Consider the following 16,972-nt stretch of genomic DNA (forward strand, 5'->3'; position numbering starts at 1 on the left):
ATATTTTCAAAATTACAACTATTCCATCAATTTATGTGAAAAGAAATAATTGTTCTCGAGTTATAAATTCGGATGTCTCTCAAACTCCTTACTCCTGTCAAATAAATATCTATAGGTAGCCAACTTCCGGGTAACCGTAGTTTCAAGAGCCTCTGCAATCTTAATCATTTTAGGATTAAAATCACCAATCCACTGTAGTTCCGTAGTCGTAAAATCCGTATGTTTTCTCAAATGTTGAGTCCCTTCCCAGATCATATACCCGTCAATGCCTTTCTTTTGCCATTCGGGAACAACTCCAAAAACAAGTCCCACCATTTTTTCATTCTTTTTAAAACGCTTTAAAAACAAAAATTTAAGCTTTTCAAAAATCCCGAATTTCCCATTCAGATATTTAAACCACTGGTTGAGGTCTGGCATATTAATCCACATCGCAATAGGGGTCTCATTTTCATATACAAACCATGAAATATGCTCATTGATAATAGGTTTCATAGTGTTGAACATCTTCAGAACCTTTGCTTCTTCAAGATGTTTTCCTTCCCCATGCGAAGCCCATGCTTTATTATAAACTTCTGTAAAGTCCCTGGCAAACTTGGGCAGATTATTCTTTTTCATAGGTTGAGCTGAGATTGCAGGGTTTCTTCTGTTCTTTTCATGTGCAATGGTAAAGATCCTCGAAACTTCCGCAAAAACAGGTCTGGTAAAACAAAGCTGTTCAAAATAAATCTGAAAACCATAATTCTCAAACAGATCTTTGTAATAAGGAAAGTTGTAATTCATTCCAAACAAAGGCTCAGCAAAACCTTCAATCAAAAGACCCCAGAATTTATCCCGCTCTCCAAAATTGATAGGTCCATCCATCGCCTCAATTCCTTTTTCCTGAAGCCAGTTTTTACAATGGTCAAAAATAAAATTGGCCGTTTCCTGATCATTGATACAGTCGAAAAACCCCATTCCTCCGGTAGGCTGCTTTTGCTCATAACAGCTGTTTATAAAAACAGCTACTTTCCCAACGGTGTTGCCATTCTTTTTAAACAGAAACCTTTTACATTCTCCGTTTTTAAAGAATTTATTCTTGGCAGGATCAAAAATCTCCTCAATATGTTTATCTAAAGGACGGATATAATTTTTGTCGTGTTGATAAAGGCGGGCCGGGAATTCCAGAAATTCCCTTTTATGGAGTTGGTTTTGTACTTCTTCGACAATAATCATATGTTTTTTTATAAGAAATGGCTATAAAAGATAATGTTTTTCATCTTATTTGAAATAGACAAAAAGATATTATCCGTATTTTTGCTGCAAATTAAATAAAAATGGTTGATTTTACTGATAACGACGATGATATTTTCACTGGAAAAGAACATACGCCTATAAGGGAAGATGCTTTTGATAAATCGCCACAGGAAAAAATTGAAAAAATTACTGAGCTTTTTGGCGAGATCATGGAAACGCTGGGAATGGACATGACAGATGATTCTCTGAAAGACTCTCCAAGACGTGTTGCCAAAATGTATGTGAACGAGATCTTCGGAGGACTTCTTCCTGAAAACAAACCAGGAATCTCCACGTTCTCCAACAAATACAAATACCGCCAGATGTTGGTAGAGAAGGACATCACCGTATATTCTTTCTGCGAACACCACTTTTTACCCATCATAGGAAGAGCACATGTTGCTTATATTTCTAATGGGGAAGTAATCGGCCTTTCAAAAATTAACAGAATTGTAGATTACTATGCGAAAAGACCACAGGTTCAGGAAAGACTTACCATGCAGATTGTAGATGCTTTGAAAGAAGCTTTGGGAACAAAAGACGTAGCGTGTATTATTGATGCAAAACACCTTTGTGTAAACTGCAGAGGAATAAAAGATACGGCAAGTTCTACCATTACTGCAGAACTAAGTGGTATTTTCAGAACAAACCCTATTACAAGACAGGAATTTTTACATTACGTAGGAAGCCATGCAAAACTGGATTAAGAAATAATGAATTACCAGATTCTTCGAAATATTATCGATGCCGAGCTTCAGAGATTTCAAAATATCACTGAAGAAGAATGGTCACGTAAGGGTTCTTCAGAAAAATGGTCCAAAAAAGAAATTATTGGTCATCTTTGTGACAGCGCTTTTACAAATATCCGTAGATTTGTTGTGACACAATATAAAGAAAACGAAAATATTGTATACGACCAGAATTTTTGGGTAAAAGCTCAGAACTATCAGAATGTTCCTACCTCAGATCTTATTGACCTGTGGAAATCTTTGAACTACCAGATTGTTCATATCGTAGAAAATATCCCGGATGAAGCATTACAGAGAACCTGTGATACTACCAAAACAGAACCTCGGGTCTATACATTGGAGTTTATTATCGATGATTATGTAGATCATTTACAGCATCATTTAAAAGCGATTTAATTATGATAAAATTTAAAAAAGTTTCAGATAAGATTTTTATCACAACAATTATTTGTTGTGACAGATGTAATTTTTAACTCAATTTTGAATCTTTAAAATCATTAAATCTTTTAACTTAAAAATAAATGCAATTAAAAATATATAACTCGCTTACAGCAGAAAAAGAAATATTCAAACCTATCTTAGAAGGAAATGTCGGAATGTATGTCTGCGGACCTACCGTGTACAGCAATGTGCATTTGGGAAATGTAAGAACTTTCCTTTCTTTCGACTTTATCTACCGTACCCTGATGCATTTGGGGTATAAAGTAAGATATGTAAGAAATATTACTGATGCAGGTCACCTTACCGATGATGGAAATGTTGATAACGACAGATTCGTAAAACAAACCAGACTTGAAAAGCTGGAGCCTATGGAAATTGTACAGAAATACACCGTAGATTTCCGCAAAGTACTGGATATGTTTAACTTACTCCCTCCAAATATCGAGCCTACCGCTACAGGACATATTGTAGAGCAGATCGAATTAACTCAAAAACTAATTGAAAGAGGCTTTGCTTACGAAAGCAACGGCTCAGTATATTTTGATGTATTAGAATACAACAAGAGAGGACTGAACTATGGTGAACTTTCAAAACGTAATATAGAAGAGCTTTTCGCCAATACCAGAGACCTTGACGGTCAGGGAGAAAAGAAAAACCCACAGGATTTTGCATTGTGGAAAAAAGCATCCCCAGCTCACATCATGAGATGGAATTCCCCTTGGGGAGAAGGTTTCCCGGGATGGCACCTTGAATGTACTGCGATGAGTACTAAATATCTGGGTGAAACATTCGATATCCATGGAGGAGGAATGGACCTTAAATTCCCCCACCACGAATGTGAAATTGCACAAGGGAAAGCTTGCAACGATGCCGCACCGGTAAATTACTGGATGCATGCCAATATGCTGACGATGAATTCTCAGCGTATGAGCAAATCTACAGGGAACTATATCCTTCCGATGCAGTTAGTGACAGGAGATAATGACTTCTTTGAAAAACCATTCCATCCTTCAATTGTACGTTTCTGCTTCCTGCAGGCACACTACAGAAGTGTTCTGGATATTTCAAACGATGCCATGATAGCCAGCGAAAAAGGATTTATCAGACTGATGGAAGCCGTAAAAGTATTGAATACAATTACTCCTGATGACACAAAACAATCCGGTTTCAGCCTGAAAGAGTGGAAAGATAAAGCCTATGATGCTTTAACAGACGATTTCAATTCACCAATCCTGATTGCTCACCTGTTTGAAGCAGTGAAATACATCTTTGCTTTAAATGATGGTAAGGAAACAGTCTCAACAGAAGATCTTGAAGATTTGAAAACTACTCTCAATGCCTTTATCTTTGATGTTTTAGGATTGCAGACTGTAGAAGAGAATAACAATGAAAAGCTGGATCAGACCCTAAAAGTTTTGATCGAATTGAGAAATCAGGCAAGAAAATCCAAAAACTTTGAACTTTCAGACCAGATCAGAGATAAACTGCTTGCAGAAGGTATCGAATTAAAAGATGGAAGAGACGGAACATCATACGTTCTGAACTAAAAATATAAACTTCGTTTTATCCACATTCCGTAGGAGTCCCACATATTTAGGATTCTTACGGAATGTTTTTTTATTACCCCTCAAAAAGCATTGGCATTTCACCCTCCCTTATTTCAATTCCCCACCTTTTTCTATAACCCTCAAACCCTCAAACTCTCCAACTCTCCAACTCTCAAACTTTATTAGGAGCTTCATCCTGCTATCCATTCATACTCCTCGCGCCAGCGCTCTCCCACGCTGTCACCCTGAGCGAAGCCGAAGGGTCTCCCACGCCCAAACCCATCCACCCTCCAACCCCAGCTGCGGGGTAACCATTACTATCAGGGCTAGGGGAGGGGGAATTATAAATGATGAATTATGAATGATGAATGATGAGGTTCGGGTTATTGTGTTACGGGTTTCGGGTTTCCCGGTAGAAAAGGAACATTTGTATTGAATTCTCATCTTGCTGATTTCTATGGAAGCTGGTTATTGAGTATCAATCTCTATTTCCCTTGTGTCATTCCTCAGGCATCCCAACTTCTTTACGAGAGTCTTAAAGGAAGTAAAATGGCAGTATAATGTCTAAGGCATTTTAACAGTTAGTATTAGCTAGTGTCATGCTGAGCAGAGTCGAAGCATTTTAATTACGGGTATAGGAGCTAAATCTATAAATTCTATAAAATAACGAGTGTAGAGATATACCGTTATTCCCCTTGTGTCATTGCGCAGGCATCCCAACTTCTTTACGAGAGTTTTAATAAAGGAAAGTGAAATGACAGTATAATGTCTAAGGCATTTTATCAGTTAGTATTAGCAGTGTCATGCTGAGCAGAGTCGAAGCATTTTAATTACGGGTATAGGAGTTACATCTTATTACTTTATATTATATATACTATAAAAGCAAACATCTTCTCTGTGTCAATCTGTGTCATCTGTGGTTCATTATAACTATTCAATAGGAACGGGCTTTAGCCCGTTTAGTAAAAAATAACTCCTTAAGCCGGCTTTAGCCAAAACTTATATATAGGCTATTAATTTAAAAAAGCTATTCTATATATAATTATATACCCATTATTTTGATCCCTCCACACCCCAAAACCCCGCCTCCCGCCCTTCGAATCATCCCCTCTCACTCTCTCAAACCCTCCCACACTCTCACACTCCCCCGATCCTCCAAACAAATGTTTGAAATTTTTCTCCCTGCGTTCCAGTGTATTAGGTTTAAATATTAATAAAAGGTAAAATTTAAGTTAAATAAAGTTGCGTAGTGTGTGTGAAGTTTCTATCTTTGCCCCACTGAAAAACGAAAGACATTCAGTAGCGCAGAAGAGCCTTTAGATAGGCAGAAACAAAGAAATACTTCATAAGATAAGGACGAAAAAAAACTTTAATTTTTTTATAAAAAAAGTTGTCAGTTAAAAAATAGTTATTATCTTTGCAGTCCCAATTAGAGGGAGTGCAGGAGTAGATAGATTGAAGGTTTAGGAAGAATTAAGGTTACTTAAAAAACTTTAAAATTTTCTTCAAAAACATTTGGTCAATTCAAAATAAAGTTTTACTTTTGCACTCGCAAATACGGAGCAACACTGACAGAAAGATTGCTACGTTAAAAAGCGAAAGATATAAAGATCATTGACATGCAATATAACAACCAAGTAAGGAAAAACTAAAGCGTTAAAAACTTTGAGTGAGTCAGACAAACATACAATGGAGAGTTTGATCCTGGCTCAGGATGAACGCTAGCGGGAGGCCTAACACATGCAAGCCGAGCGGTAGAGATTCTTCGGGATCTTGAGAGCGGCGTACGGGTGCGGAACACGTGTGCAACCTGCCTTTATCAGGGGGATAGCCTTTCGAAAGGAAGATTAATACCCCATAATATATTGAATGGCATCATTTGATATTGAAAACTCCGGTGGATAGAGATGGGCACGCGCAAGATTAGATAGTTGGTGAGGTAACGGCTCACCAAGTCTACGATCTTTAGGGGGCCTGAGAGGGTGATCCCCCACACTGGTACTGAGACACGGACCAGACTCCTACGGGAGGCAGCAGTGAGGAATATTGGACAATGGGTGCGAGCCTGATCCAGCCATCCCGCGTGAAGGACGACGGCCCTATGGGTTGTAAACTTCTTTTGTATAGGGATAAACCTAGATACGTGTATCTAGCTGAAGGTACTATACGAATAAGCACCGGCTAACTCCGTGCCAGCAGCCGCGGTAATACGGAGGGTGCAAGCGTTATCCGGATTTATTGGGTTTAAAGGGTCCGTAGGCGGATTTGTAAGTCAGTGGTGAAATCTCACAGCTTAACTGTGAAACTGCCATTGATACTGCAAGTCTTGAGTGTTGTTGAAGTAGCTGGAATAAGTAGTGTAGCGGTGAAATGCATAGATATTACTTAGAACACCAATTGCGAAGGCAGGTTACTAAGCAACAACTGACGCTGATGGACGAAAGCGTGGGGAGCGAACAGGATTAGATACCCTGGTAGTCCACGCCGTAAACGATGCTAACTCGTTTTTGGAGCGCAAGCTTCAGAGACTAAGCGAAAGTGATAAGTTAGCCACCTGGGGAGTACGAACGCAAGTTTGAAACTCAAAGGAATTGACGGGGGCCCGCACAAGCGGTGGATTATGTGGTTTAATTCGATGATACGCGAGGAACCTTACCAAGGCTTAAATGGGAAATGACAGGTTTAGAAATAGACTTTTCTTCGGACATTTTTCAAGGTGCTGCATGGTTGTCGTCAGCTCGTGCCGTGAGGTGTTAGGTTAAGTCCTGCAACGAGCGCAACCCCTGTCACTAGTTGCCATCATTAAGTTGGGGACTCTAGTGAGACTGCCTACGCAAGTAGAGAGGAAGGTGGGGATGACGTCAAATCATCACGGCCCTTACGCCTTGGGCCACACACGTAATACAATGGCCGGTACAGAGGGTAGCTACACTGCGAAGTGATGCAAATCTCGAAAGCCGGTCTCAGTTCGGATTGGAGTCTGCAACTCGACTCTATGAAGCTGGAATCGCTAGTAATCGCGCATCAGCCATGGCGCGGTGAATACGTTCCCGGGCCTTGTACACACCGCCCGTCAAGCCATGGAAGTCTGGGGTACCTGAAGTCGGTGACCGTAACAGGAGCTGCCTAGGGTAAAACAGGTAACTAGGGCTAAGTCGTAACAAGGTAGCCGTACCGGAAGGTGCGGCTGGAACATCTCATTTTAGAGCGTCTTAAGACGTTAAACAAAATCAGTATCGTAAGATACAATATACTTACTTAAAGCAATAGCTTTAGTTTTTTGTTTGGTTGCTATATAAAAATACAAAACCCACTAGAAATTAGTATAGGGAAAGAGATTTAGAAAAGAAGTTAGAAATTAGAAGTTAGAGATTAGTCTAACATCTAGTATCTAAAATCTAACATCTAAAACAAAGTCTCGTAGCTCAGCTGGTTAGAGCGCTACACTGATAATGTAGAGGTCGGCAGTTCGAGCCTGCCCGAGACTACTAATTAAAATAGAGGTTAGAATCTAGAAATTAGAAGTTAGTTTTTACTAATCTCTAACTTCTAACTACTAACATCTAAACTAGCGGGGAATTAGCTCAGCTGGCTAGAGCGCCTGCCTTGCACGCAGGAGGTCAAGGGTTCGACTCCCTTATTCTCCACAGTTTTGGAAGACTGATTTAAAAGTTACGAATGGAGCCAAAAACAACATTTGTTCATCAGTTTGAAAGAAAGAAATTAAGATCATTGACATTAACGGTAAAGACATCACAAAGAGAAAACCGAGCGCATAAAGCGCTTGAGTAACCAATAGGAAAGAAATCGTTAAGGGCGTATGGCGGATGCCTAGGCTTTCAGAGGCGACGAAGGACGTGGTAAGCTGCGAAAAGCTGCGGGGATTGGCACACACGAATTGATCCGCAGATATCCGAATGGGGCAACCCGGCATATTGAAGATATGTCACCTCGTAAGAGGAGCAAACCCGGAGAACTGAAACATCTAAGTACCCGGAGGAAAAGAAATCGAAGAGATTCCGTAAGTAGTGGCGAGCGAAAGCGGATTAGCCCAAAAGTCTTTTTATGTTTAGAGGAATGTTCTGGAAAGAACAATCGTAGAAGGTGATAATCCTGTACTCGAAAGGCATATTAAGATGATAAATGAGTAGGGCGGGACACGTGAAATCCTGTCTGAATATGGGGGGACCATCCTCCAAGGCTAAATACTCCTGAAAGACCGATAGTGAACAAGTACTGTGAAGGAAAGGTGAAAAGCACTTCGAATAGAAGGGTGAAATAGAACCTGAAACCGTACGCCTACAAGCGGTCGGAGCAGCATAAAGCTGTGACGGCGTGCCTTTTGCATAATGAGCCTACGAGTTAATTTTACTAGCGAGGTTAAGGTATTAAGTACCGGAGCCGGAGCGAAAGCGAGTCTGAATAGGGCGCATAGTTAGTAGGATTAGACGCGAAACCTTGTGATCTACCCATGGGCAGGTTGAAGCTCTGGTAACACAGAGTGGAGGACCGAACCGGTTGACGTTGAAAAGTCTTCGGATGACCTGTGGGTAGGGGTGAAAGGCCAATCAAACTGGGAGATAGCTCGTACTCTCCGAAATGCATTTAGGTGCAGCGTCGTATATAAGTTTATTAGAGGTAGAGCTACTGATTGGATGCGGGGGTTTCATCGCCTACCAATTCCTGACAAACTCCGAATGCTAATAAATGTTCTACGGCAGTGAGGGCATGGGTGCTAAGGTCCATGTCCGAGAGGGAAAGAACCCAGACCAACAGCTAAGGTCCCAAAATATATGTTAAGTTGAAACAACGCGGTTGGACTGCATTGACAGCTAGGATGTTGGCTTGGAAGCAGCCATTCATTTAAAGAGTGCGTAACAGCTCACTAGTCGAGCGGTCCGGCATGGATAATAATCGGGCATAAACATATTACCGAAGCTATGGATTTATATTTTAGATATATCTGGTAGGAGAGCATTCTATTTGCGCCGAAGCAGTACTGTGAGGTATTGTGGAGCGGATAGAAAAGAAAATGTAGGCATAAGTAACGATAAAGCAGGCGAGAAACCTGCTCACCGAAAGACCAAGGCTTCCTCAGCCATGCTAATCAGCTGAGGGTTAGTCGGGACCTAACGCGAACCCGAAAGGGGTAGTGGATGGACAATGGGTTAATATTCCCATACTTGCTCACAATAAAAGGGGACGGTTGGATGTAGCTGCTGGAGACTGACGGAATAGTCAAGGCCTAGCCTTCGGGCGAAGCTGCTGTAGTGTAATCTGATCCAAGAAAAGCCGAAGTGAAGCAACCCGTACCAAAACCGACACAGGTGGTCGAGGAGAGAATCCTAAGGTGCTCGAGTGAGTCGTGGCTAAGGAACTAGGCAAAATAGTCTCGTAACTTCGGAAGAAGAGACGCCAACAGCAATGTTGGCCGCAGTGAAGAGGCCCAGGCGACTGTTTATCAAAAACACAGGACTCTGCTAAATCGAAAGATGCTGTATAGGGTCTGACACCTGCCCGGTGCTGGAAGGTTAAGGAAGGTGCTTAGAGTTAAATCGAAGGCATTAACTGAAGCCCCAGTAAACGGCGGCCGTAACTATAACGGTCCTAAGGTAGCGAAATTCCTTGTCGGGTAAGTTCCGACCTGCACGAATGGTGTAACGATCTGGGCACTGTCTCAGCCACGAGCTCGGTGAAATTGTAGTATCGGTGAAGATGCCGATTACCCGCAATGGGACGAAAAGACCCTGTGAACCTTTACTATAACTTCGTATTGACTTTGAGTAAGTAATGTGTAGGATAGGTGGGAGGCTTTGAAGCAGGCACGCTAGTGTTTGTGGAGCCAACGTTGAAATACCACCCTTTACTTACTTGGAGCCTAACTTCTTTCAGAAGGACATTGCGTGGTGGGTAGTTTGACTGGGGTGGTCGCCTCCAAAAGAGTAACGGAGGCTTTCAAAGGTACCCTCAGCACGCTTGGTAACCGTGCGTAGAGTGTAATGGCATAAGGGTGCTTGACTGTGAGACCTACAAGTCGATCAGGTGCGAAAGCAGGACATAGTGATCCGGTGGTTCCGTATGGAAGGGCCATCGCTCATAGGATAAAAGGTACTCCGGGGATAACAGGCTAGTCTCCCCCAAGAGCTCACATCGACGGGGAGGTTCGGCACCTCGATGTCGGCTCGTCACATCCTGGGGCTGGAGAAGGTCCCAAGGGTTGGGCTGTTCGCCCATTAAAGTGGCACGCGAGCTGGGTTCAGAACGTCGTGAGACAGTTCGGTCTCTATCTATTGCGGGCGTTAGATGTTTGAGAGGGCTTGATTCTAGTACGAGAGGACCGAATTGAACAAACCTCTGGTGTATCAGTTGTACCGCCAGGTGCACCGCTGAGTAGCTACGTTTGGAAGAGATAAGCACTGAAAGCATATAAGTGCGAAACTCGCCTCAAGATGAGACATCTTTTAAGGGTCGTTGTAGATGACGACGTTGATAGGCTATAGGTGTAAAGACAGTAATGTCATAGCCAAGTAGTACTAATTACCCGTAGATTTATAGTCTATGGTTACTAATAAACCAAGTGCTTTATGCGCAGTGAAGGTTTTGTCTTTGTGAAAGTTTTTATCGCTTAAAACAGGTAGCAGATGGTAGCTATCAGGAAGCAGGTACAACCTGCAACCTATTACCTACATCCAGCAACCTTATATACAACCTTTAGGGTGGTTTTAGCGGTGGGGCTCACCTGTTCCCATTCCGAACACAGAAGTTAAGCCCACCAGCGCCGATGGTACTGCTAACGCGGGAGAGTAGGCCGCCGCCAGTTTTTATTTTATTTTTAAAAAACCTTTATCATTACGATAAAGGTTTTTTTGTTATATACATACACCAACAGATCCATAAGTAATAAGTAATGAGCAATGAGTAATAAGCAATGAGTAATGAACAATAGATAATAAGTTACTATGACTAATCCCCGTTGTCTTCCTTCCTCAAGCTTCAAGCTTCCTGCTTCCAGCCCTCTGTTTTTCCATTCTTTATCCAACAATGGGTCTTTACCTTCAATACTATTCTTTATTCCAACCGAATCCTGTCACTCCGTAGGAGTCTAATAAAAACTTAATCGTAAAATCTTAAATTATCAAGAACAATATTTATATTTCTAAAAACCAAAACATATTAGTTTTTGATTTAGTTCCACTTCTATTTTCCTTCTTATAAATATTGATTTTGTTACAAAGTGCAGATGAACTACAATCTTCTGTTTTCATATATTCCTACCATTGTTCTTTATTATGTCTTTACATTCATGCTTAATATCTTTTGCGATACATAATAAACATGCCATCTATATTTTTTTGATTATTTTAAAACAATACTAATCTAAAAATATAATAGTAGTACTTGACATATTTCAGTTTATCATTATTAAGTTTAGAACAGAGAATCTAGCTTTTATACAGTAATACCATTTATTCAAGTTTATTAGCACTAATTGTGGATAAGTATAATTAATCTTTAAATAATTGAATAATAAATAGATATGATAATAGTTTTCCACATTTGGTGTTTTTATGTTAAATAAAGTTGCGTAGTGTATGGGAAGTTTCTATCTTTGCCCCACTGAAAAACGAAAGACATTCAGTAGCGCAGAAGAGCCTTTAGATAGGCAGAAACAAAGAAATACTTCATAAGATAAGGACGAAAAAAAAACTTTAATTTTTTTATAAAAAAAGTTGTCAGTTAAAAAATAGTTATTATCTTTGCAGTCCCAATTAGAGGGAGCGCAGGAGTAGAGAGATTGAAGGTTTAGGAAGAATTAAGGTTACTTAAAAAACTTTAAAATTTTCTTCAAAAACATTTGGTCAATTCAAAATAAAGTTTTACTTTTGCACTCGCAAATACGGAGCAACACTGACAGAAAGATTGCTACGTTAAAAAGCGAAAGATATAAAGATCATTGACATACAATATAACAACCAAGTAAGGAAAAACTAAAGCGTTAAAAACTTTGAGTGAGTCAGACAAACATACAATGGAGAGTTTGATCCTGGCTCAGGATGAACGCTAGCGGGAGGCCTAACACATGCAAGCCGAGCGGTAGAGATTCTTCGGGATCTTGAGAGCGGCGTACGGGTGCGGAACACGTGTGCAACCTGCCTTTATCAGGGGGATAGCCTTTCGAAAGGAAGATTAATACCCCATAATATATTGAATGGCATCATTTAATATTGAAAACTCCGGTGGATAGAGATGGGCACGCGCAAGATTAGATAGTTGGTGAGGTAACGGCTCACCAAGTCTACGATCTTTAGGGGGCCTGAGAGGGTGATCCCCCACACTGGTACTGAGACACGGACCAGACTCCTACGGGAGGCAGCAGTGAGGAATATTGGACAATGGGTGCGAGCCTGATCCAGCCATCCCGCGTGAAGGACGACGGCCCTATGGGTTGTAAACTTCTTTTGTATAGGGATAAACCTAGATACGTGTATCTAGCTGAAGGTACTATACGAATAAGCACCGGCTAACTCCGTGCCAGCAGCCGCGGTAATACGGAGGGTGCAAGCGTTATCCGGATTTATTGGGTTTAAAGGGTCCGTAGGCGGATTTGTAAGTCAGTGGTGAAATCTCACAGCTTAACTGTGAAACTGCCATTGATACTGCAAGTCTTGAGTGTTGTTGAAGTAGCTGGAATAAGTAGTGTAGCGGTGAAATGCATAGATATTACTTAGAACACCAATTGCGAAGGCAGGTTACTAAGCAACAACTGACGCTGATGGACGAAAGCGTGGGGAGCGAACAGGATTAGATACCCTGGTAGTCCACGCCGTAAACGATGCTAACTCGTTTTTGGAGCGCAAGCTTCAGAGACTAAGCGAAAGTGATAAGTTAGCCACCTGGGGAGTACGAACGCAAGTTTGAAACTCAAAGGAATTGACGGGGGCCCGCACAAGCGGTGGATTATGTGGTTTAATTCGATGATACGCGAGGAACCTTACCAAGGCTTAAATGGGAAATGACAGGTTTAGAAATAGACTTTTCTTCGGACATTTTTCAAGGTGCTGCATGGTTGTCGTCAGCTCGTGCCGTGAGGTGTTAGGTTAAGTCCTGCAACGAGCGCAACCCCTGTCACTAGTTGCCATCATTAAGTTGGGGACTCTAGTGAGACTGCCTACGCAAGTAGAGAGGAAGGTGGGGATGACGTCAAATCATCACGGCCCTTACGCCTTGGGCCACACACGTAATACAATGGCCGGTACAGAGGGTAGCTACACTGCGAAGTGATGCAAATCTCGAAAGCCGGTCTCAGTTCGGATTGGAGTCTGCAACTCGACTCTATGAAGCTGGAATCGCTAGTAATCGCGCATCAGCCATGGCGCGGTGAATACGTTCCCGGGCCTTGTACACACCGCCCGTCAAGCCATGGAAGTCTGGGGTACCTGAAGTCGGTGACCGTAACAGGAGCTGCCTAGGGTAAAACAGGTAACTAGGGCTAAGTCGTAACAAGGTAGCCGTACCGGAAGGTGCGGCTGGAACATCTCATTTTAGAGCGTCTTAAGACGTTAAACAAAATCAGTATCGTAAGATACAATATACTTACTTAAAGCAATAGCTTTAGTTTTTTGTTTGGTTGCTATATAAAAATACAAAACCCACTAGAAATTAGTATAGGGAAAGAGATTTAGAAAAGAAGTTAGAAATTAGAAGTTAGAGATTAGTCTAACATCTAGTATCTAAAATCTAACATCTAAAACAAAGTCTCGTAGCTCAGCTGGTTAGAGCGCTACACTGATAATGTAGAGGTCGGCAGTTCGAGCCTGCCCGAGACTACTAATTAAAATAGAGGTTAGAATCTAGAAATTAGAAGTTAGTTTTTACTAATCTCTAACTTCTAACTACTAACATCTAAACTAGCGGGGAATTAGCTCAGCTGGCTAGAGCGCCTGCCTTGCACGCAGGAGGTCAAGGGTTCGACTCCCTTATTCTCCACAGTTTTGGAAGACTGATTTAAAAGTTACGAATGGAGCCAAAAACAACATTTGTTCATCAGTTTGAAAGAAAGAAATTAAGATCATTGACATTAACGGTAAAGACATCACAAAGAGAAAACCGAGCGCATAAAGCGCTTGAGTAACCAATAGGAAAGAAATCGTTAAGGGCGTATGGCGGATGCCTAGGCTTTCAGAGGCGACGAAGGACGTGGTAAGCTGCGAAAAGCTGCGGGGATTGGCACACACGAATTGATCCGCAGATATCCGAATGGGGCAACCCGGCATATTGAAGATATGTCACCTCGTAAGAGGAGCAAACCCGGAGAACTGAAACATCTAAGTACCCGGAGGAAAAGAAATCGAAGAGATTCCGTAAGTAGTGGCGAGCGAAAGCGGATTAGCCCAAAAGTCTTTTTATGTTTAGAGGAATGTTCTGGAAAGAACAATCGTAGAAGGTGATAATCCTGTACTCGAAAGGCATATTAAGATGATAAATGAGTAGGGCGGGACACGTGAAATCCTGTCTGAATATGGGGGGACCATCCTCCAAGGCTAAATACTCCTGAAAGACCGATAGTGAACAAGTACTGTGAAGGAAAGGTGAAAAGCACTTCGAATAGAAGGGTGAAATAGAACCTGAAACCGTACGCCTACAAGCGGTCGGAGCAGCATAAAGCTGTGACGGCGTGCCTTTTGCATAATGAGCCTACGAGTTAATTTTACTAGCGAGGTTAAGGTATTAAGTACCGGAGCCGGAGCGAAAGCGAGTCTGAATAGGGCGCATAGTTAGTAGGATTAGACGCGAAACCTTGTGATCTACCCATGGGCAGGTTGAAGCTCTGGTAACACAGAGTGGAGGACCGAACCGGTTGACGTTGAAAAGTCTTCGGATGACCTGTGGGTAGGGGTGAAAGGCCAATCAAACTGGGAGATAGCTCGTACTCTCCGAAATGCATTTAGGTGCAGCGTCGTATATAAGTTTATTAGAGGTAGAGCTACTGATTGGATGCGGGGGTTTCATCGCCTACCAATTCCTGACAAACTCCGAATGCTAATAAATGTTCTACGGCAGTGAGGGCATGGGTGCTAAGGTCCATGTCCGAGAGGGAAAGAACCCAGACCAACAGCTAAGGTCCCAAAATATATGTTAAGTTGAAACAACGCGGTTGGACTGCATTGACAGCTAGGATGTTGGCTTGGAAGCAGCCATTCATTTAAAGAGTGCGTAACAGCTCACTAGTCGAGCGGTCCGGCATGGATAATAATCGGGCATAAACATATTACCGAAGCTATGGATTTATATTTTAGATATATCTGGTAGGAGAGCATTCTATTTGCGCCGAAGCAGTACTGTGAGGTATTGTGGAGCGGATAGAAAAGAAAATGTAGGCATAAGTAACGATAAAGCAGGCGAGAAACCTGCTCACCGAAAGACCAAGGCTTCCTCAGCCATGCTAATCAGCTGAGGGTTAGTCGGGACCTAACGCGAACCCGAAAGGGGTAGTGGATGGACAATGGGTTAATATTCCCATACTTGCTCACAATAAAAGGGGACGGTTGGATGTAGCTGCTGGAGACTGACGGAATAGTCAAGGCCTAGCCTTCGGGCGAAGCTGCTGTAGTGTAATCTGATCCAAGAAAAGCCGAAGTGAAGCAACCCGTACCAAAACCGACACAGGTGGTCGAGGAGAGAATCCTAAGGTGCTCGAGTGAGTCGTGGCTAAGGAACTAGGCAAAATAGTCTCGTAACTTCGGAAGAAGAGACGCCAACAGCAATGTTGGCCGCAGTGAAGAGGCCCAGGCGACTGTTTATCAAAAACACAGGACTCTGCTAAATCGAAAGATGCTGTATAGGGTCTGACACCTGCCCGGTGCTGGAAGGTTAAGGAAGGTGCTTAGAGTTAAATCGAAGGCATTAACTGAAGCCCCAGTAAACGGCGGCCGTAACTATAACGGTCCTAAGGTAGCGAAATTCCTTGTCGGGTAAGTTCCGACCTGCACGAATGGTGTAACGATCTGGGCACTGTCTCAGCCACGAGCTCGGTGAAATTGTAGTATCGGTGAAGATGCCGATTACCCGCAATGGGACGAAAAGACCCTGTGAACCTTTACTATAACTTCGTATTGACTTTGAGTAAGTAATGTGTAGGATAGGTGGGAGGCTTTGAAGCAGGCACGCTAGTGTTTGTGGAGCCAACGTTGAAATACCACCCTTTACTTACTTGGAGCCTAACTTCTTTCAGAAGGACATTGCGTGGTGGGTAGTTTGACTGGGGTGGTCGCCTCCAAAAGAGTAACGGAGGCTTTCAAAGGTACCCTCAGCACGCTTGGTAACCGTGCGTAGAGTGTAATGGCATAAGGGTGCTTGACTGTGAGACCTACAAGTCGATCAGGTGCGAAAGCAGGACATAGTGATCCGGTGGTTCCGTATGGAAGGGCCATCGCTCATAGGATAAAAGGTACTCCGGGGATAACAGGCTAGTCTCCCCCAAGAGCTCACATCGACGGGGAGGTTCGGCACCTCGATGTCGGCTCGTCACATCCTGGGGCTGGAGAAGGTCCCAAGGGTTGGGCTGTTCGCCCATTAAAGTGGCACGCGAGCTGGGTTCAGAACGTCGTGAGACAGTTCGGTCTCTATCTATTGCGGGCGTTAGATGTTTGAGAGGGCTTGATTCTAGTACGAGAGGACCGAATTGAACAAACCTCTGGTGTATCAGTTGTACCGCCAGGTGCACCGCTGAGTAGCTACGTTTGGAAGAGATAAGCACTGAAAGCATATAAGTGCGAAACTCGCCTCAAGATGAGACATCTTTTAAGGGTCGTTGTAGATGACGACGTTGATAGGCTATAGGTGTAAAGACAGTAATGTCATAGCCAAGTAGTACTAATTACCCGTAGATTTATAGTCTATGGTTACTAATAAACCAAGTGCTTTATGCGCAGTGAAGGTTTTGTCTTTGTGAAAGTTTTTATC

General features: G+C 42.4%; 5 protein-coding genes, 4 tRNA genes and 5 rRNA genes. 13 read left to right on the forward strand and 1 reads right to left on the reverse strand.

The annotated features are described in order from the left end of the window. Positions 1 to 60: 60 nt before the first annotated feature. Positions 61 to 1,212 carry a hypothetical protein gene (locus ACKTTZ_RS11000; protein WP_407848825.1) on the reverse strand — a complete coding sequence of 384 codons (1,152 nt, stop codon included), beginning with the start codon at positions 1,210 to 1,212 and terminating at the stop codon, positions 61 to 63. A gap of 101 nt (positions 1,213 to 1,313) precedes the next feature. On the opposite strand from ACKTTZ_RS11000, the gene folE reads away from it, so the two are divergent. The 13 genes from folE (at position 1,314) to ACKTTZ_RS11065 (ending at position 16,906) form a co-directional block, all read left to right on the forward strand. Then, positions 1,314 to 1,979 (forward strand): GTP cyclohydrolase I FolE, encoded by a 666-nt coding sequence (gene folE, locus ACKTTZ_RS11005; protein ID WP_034694807.1) that lies wholly within the window; start codon positions 1,314 to 1,316, stop codon positions 1,977 to 1,979. 6 nt (positions 1,980 to 1,985) lie between these two features. After that, positions 1,986 to 2,417, forward strand: coding sequence for a DinB family protein (locus ACKTTZ_RS11010; RefSeq protein WP_034694810.1), 432 nt, complete (start codon positions 1,986 to 1,988; stop codon positions 2,415 to 2,417). Between the two features lie 125 nt (positions 2,418 to 2,542). After that, complete coding sequence (gene cysS, locus ACKTTZ_RS11015) at positions 2,543 to 4,009, forward strand: cysteine--tRNA ligase (RefSeq protein WP_407848828.1); 1,467 nt, start codon at positions 2,543 to 2,545, stop codon at positions 4,007 to 4,009. Positions 4,010 to 4,441: 432 nt separating this feature from the next. Next, positions 4,442 to 4,570: a hypothetical protein gene (locus ACKTTZ_RS11020; protein ID WP_407845827.1), complete on the forward strand. Its 129-nt coding sequence runs from the start codon at positions 4,442 to 4,444 to the stop codon at positions 4,568 to 4,570. A gap of 1,125 nt (positions 4,571 to 5,695) precedes the next feature. Beyond that, positions 5,696 to 7,212: ribosomal RNA gene (locus ACKTTZ_RS11025) — 16S ribosomal RNA — on the forward strand. A gap of 211 nt (positions 7,213 to 7,423) precedes the next feature. After that, positions 7,424 to 7,497: transfer RNA gene (locus ACKTTZ_RS11030), tRNA-Ile, on the forward strand. An 85-nt stretch (positions 7,498 to 7,582) separates the two neighbouring features. Beyond that, positions 7,583 to 7,656, forward strand: a tRNA-Ala gene (locus ACKTTZ_RS11035). A 153-nt stretch (positions 7,657 to 7,809) separates the two neighbouring features. Then, positions 7,810 to 10,566: ribosomal RNA gene (locus ACKTTZ_RS11040) — 23S ribosomal RNA — on the forward strand. Positions 10,567 to 10,721: 155 nt separating this feature from the next. Further along, positions 10,722 to 10,829, forward strand: a 5S ribosomal RNA gene (rrf, locus tag ACKTTZ_RS11045). A gap of 1,206 nt (positions 10,830 to 12,035) precedes the next feature. Next, positions 12,036 to 13,552 (forward strand): 16S ribosomal RNA (locus tag ACKTTZ_RS11050). Between the two features lie 211 nt (positions 13,553 to 13,763). Beyond that, positions 13,764 to 13,837: transfer RNA gene (locus ACKTTZ_RS11055), tRNA-Ile, on the forward strand. An 85-nt stretch (positions 13,838 to 13,922) separates the two neighbouring features. Beyond that, positions 13,923 to 13,996: transfer RNA gene (locus ACKTTZ_RS11060), tRNA-Ala, on the forward strand. Positions 13,997 to 14,149: 153 nt separating this feature from the next. Continuing rightward, positions 14,150 to 16,906 (forward strand): 23S ribosomal RNA (locus ACKTTZ_RS11065). Together the 16S, 23S and 5S rRNA genes with 4 tRNA genes alongside form the textbook arrangement of a ribosomal RNA operon. The last annotated feature ends 66 nt before the right edge of the window (positions 16,907 to 16,972 follow it).

The sequence above is a fragment of the Chryseobacterium sp. KCF3-3 genome (assembly GCF_045865955.1).
Classification (GTDB): Bacteria; Bacteroidota; Bacteroidia; order Flavobacteriales; family Weeksellaceae; genus Chryseobacterium.

Coding starts and splice junctions, on each gene's coding strand:
- ACKTTZ_RS11000 (WP_407848825.1), bottom strand. CDS start 1,212: ATGATTATTGTCGAAGAAGTACAAAACCAACTCCATAAAAGGGAATTT.
- folE (WP_034694807.1), top strand. CDS start 1,314: ATGGTTGATTTTACTGATAACGACGATGATATTTTCACTGGAAAAGAA.
- ACKTTZ_RS11010 (WP_034694810.1), top strand. CDS start 1,986: ATGAATTACCAGATTCTTCGAAATATTATCGATGCCGAGCTTCAGAGA.
- cysS (WP_407848828.1), top strand. CDS start 2,543: ATGCAATTAAAAATATATAACTCGCTTACAGCAGAAAAAGAAATATTC.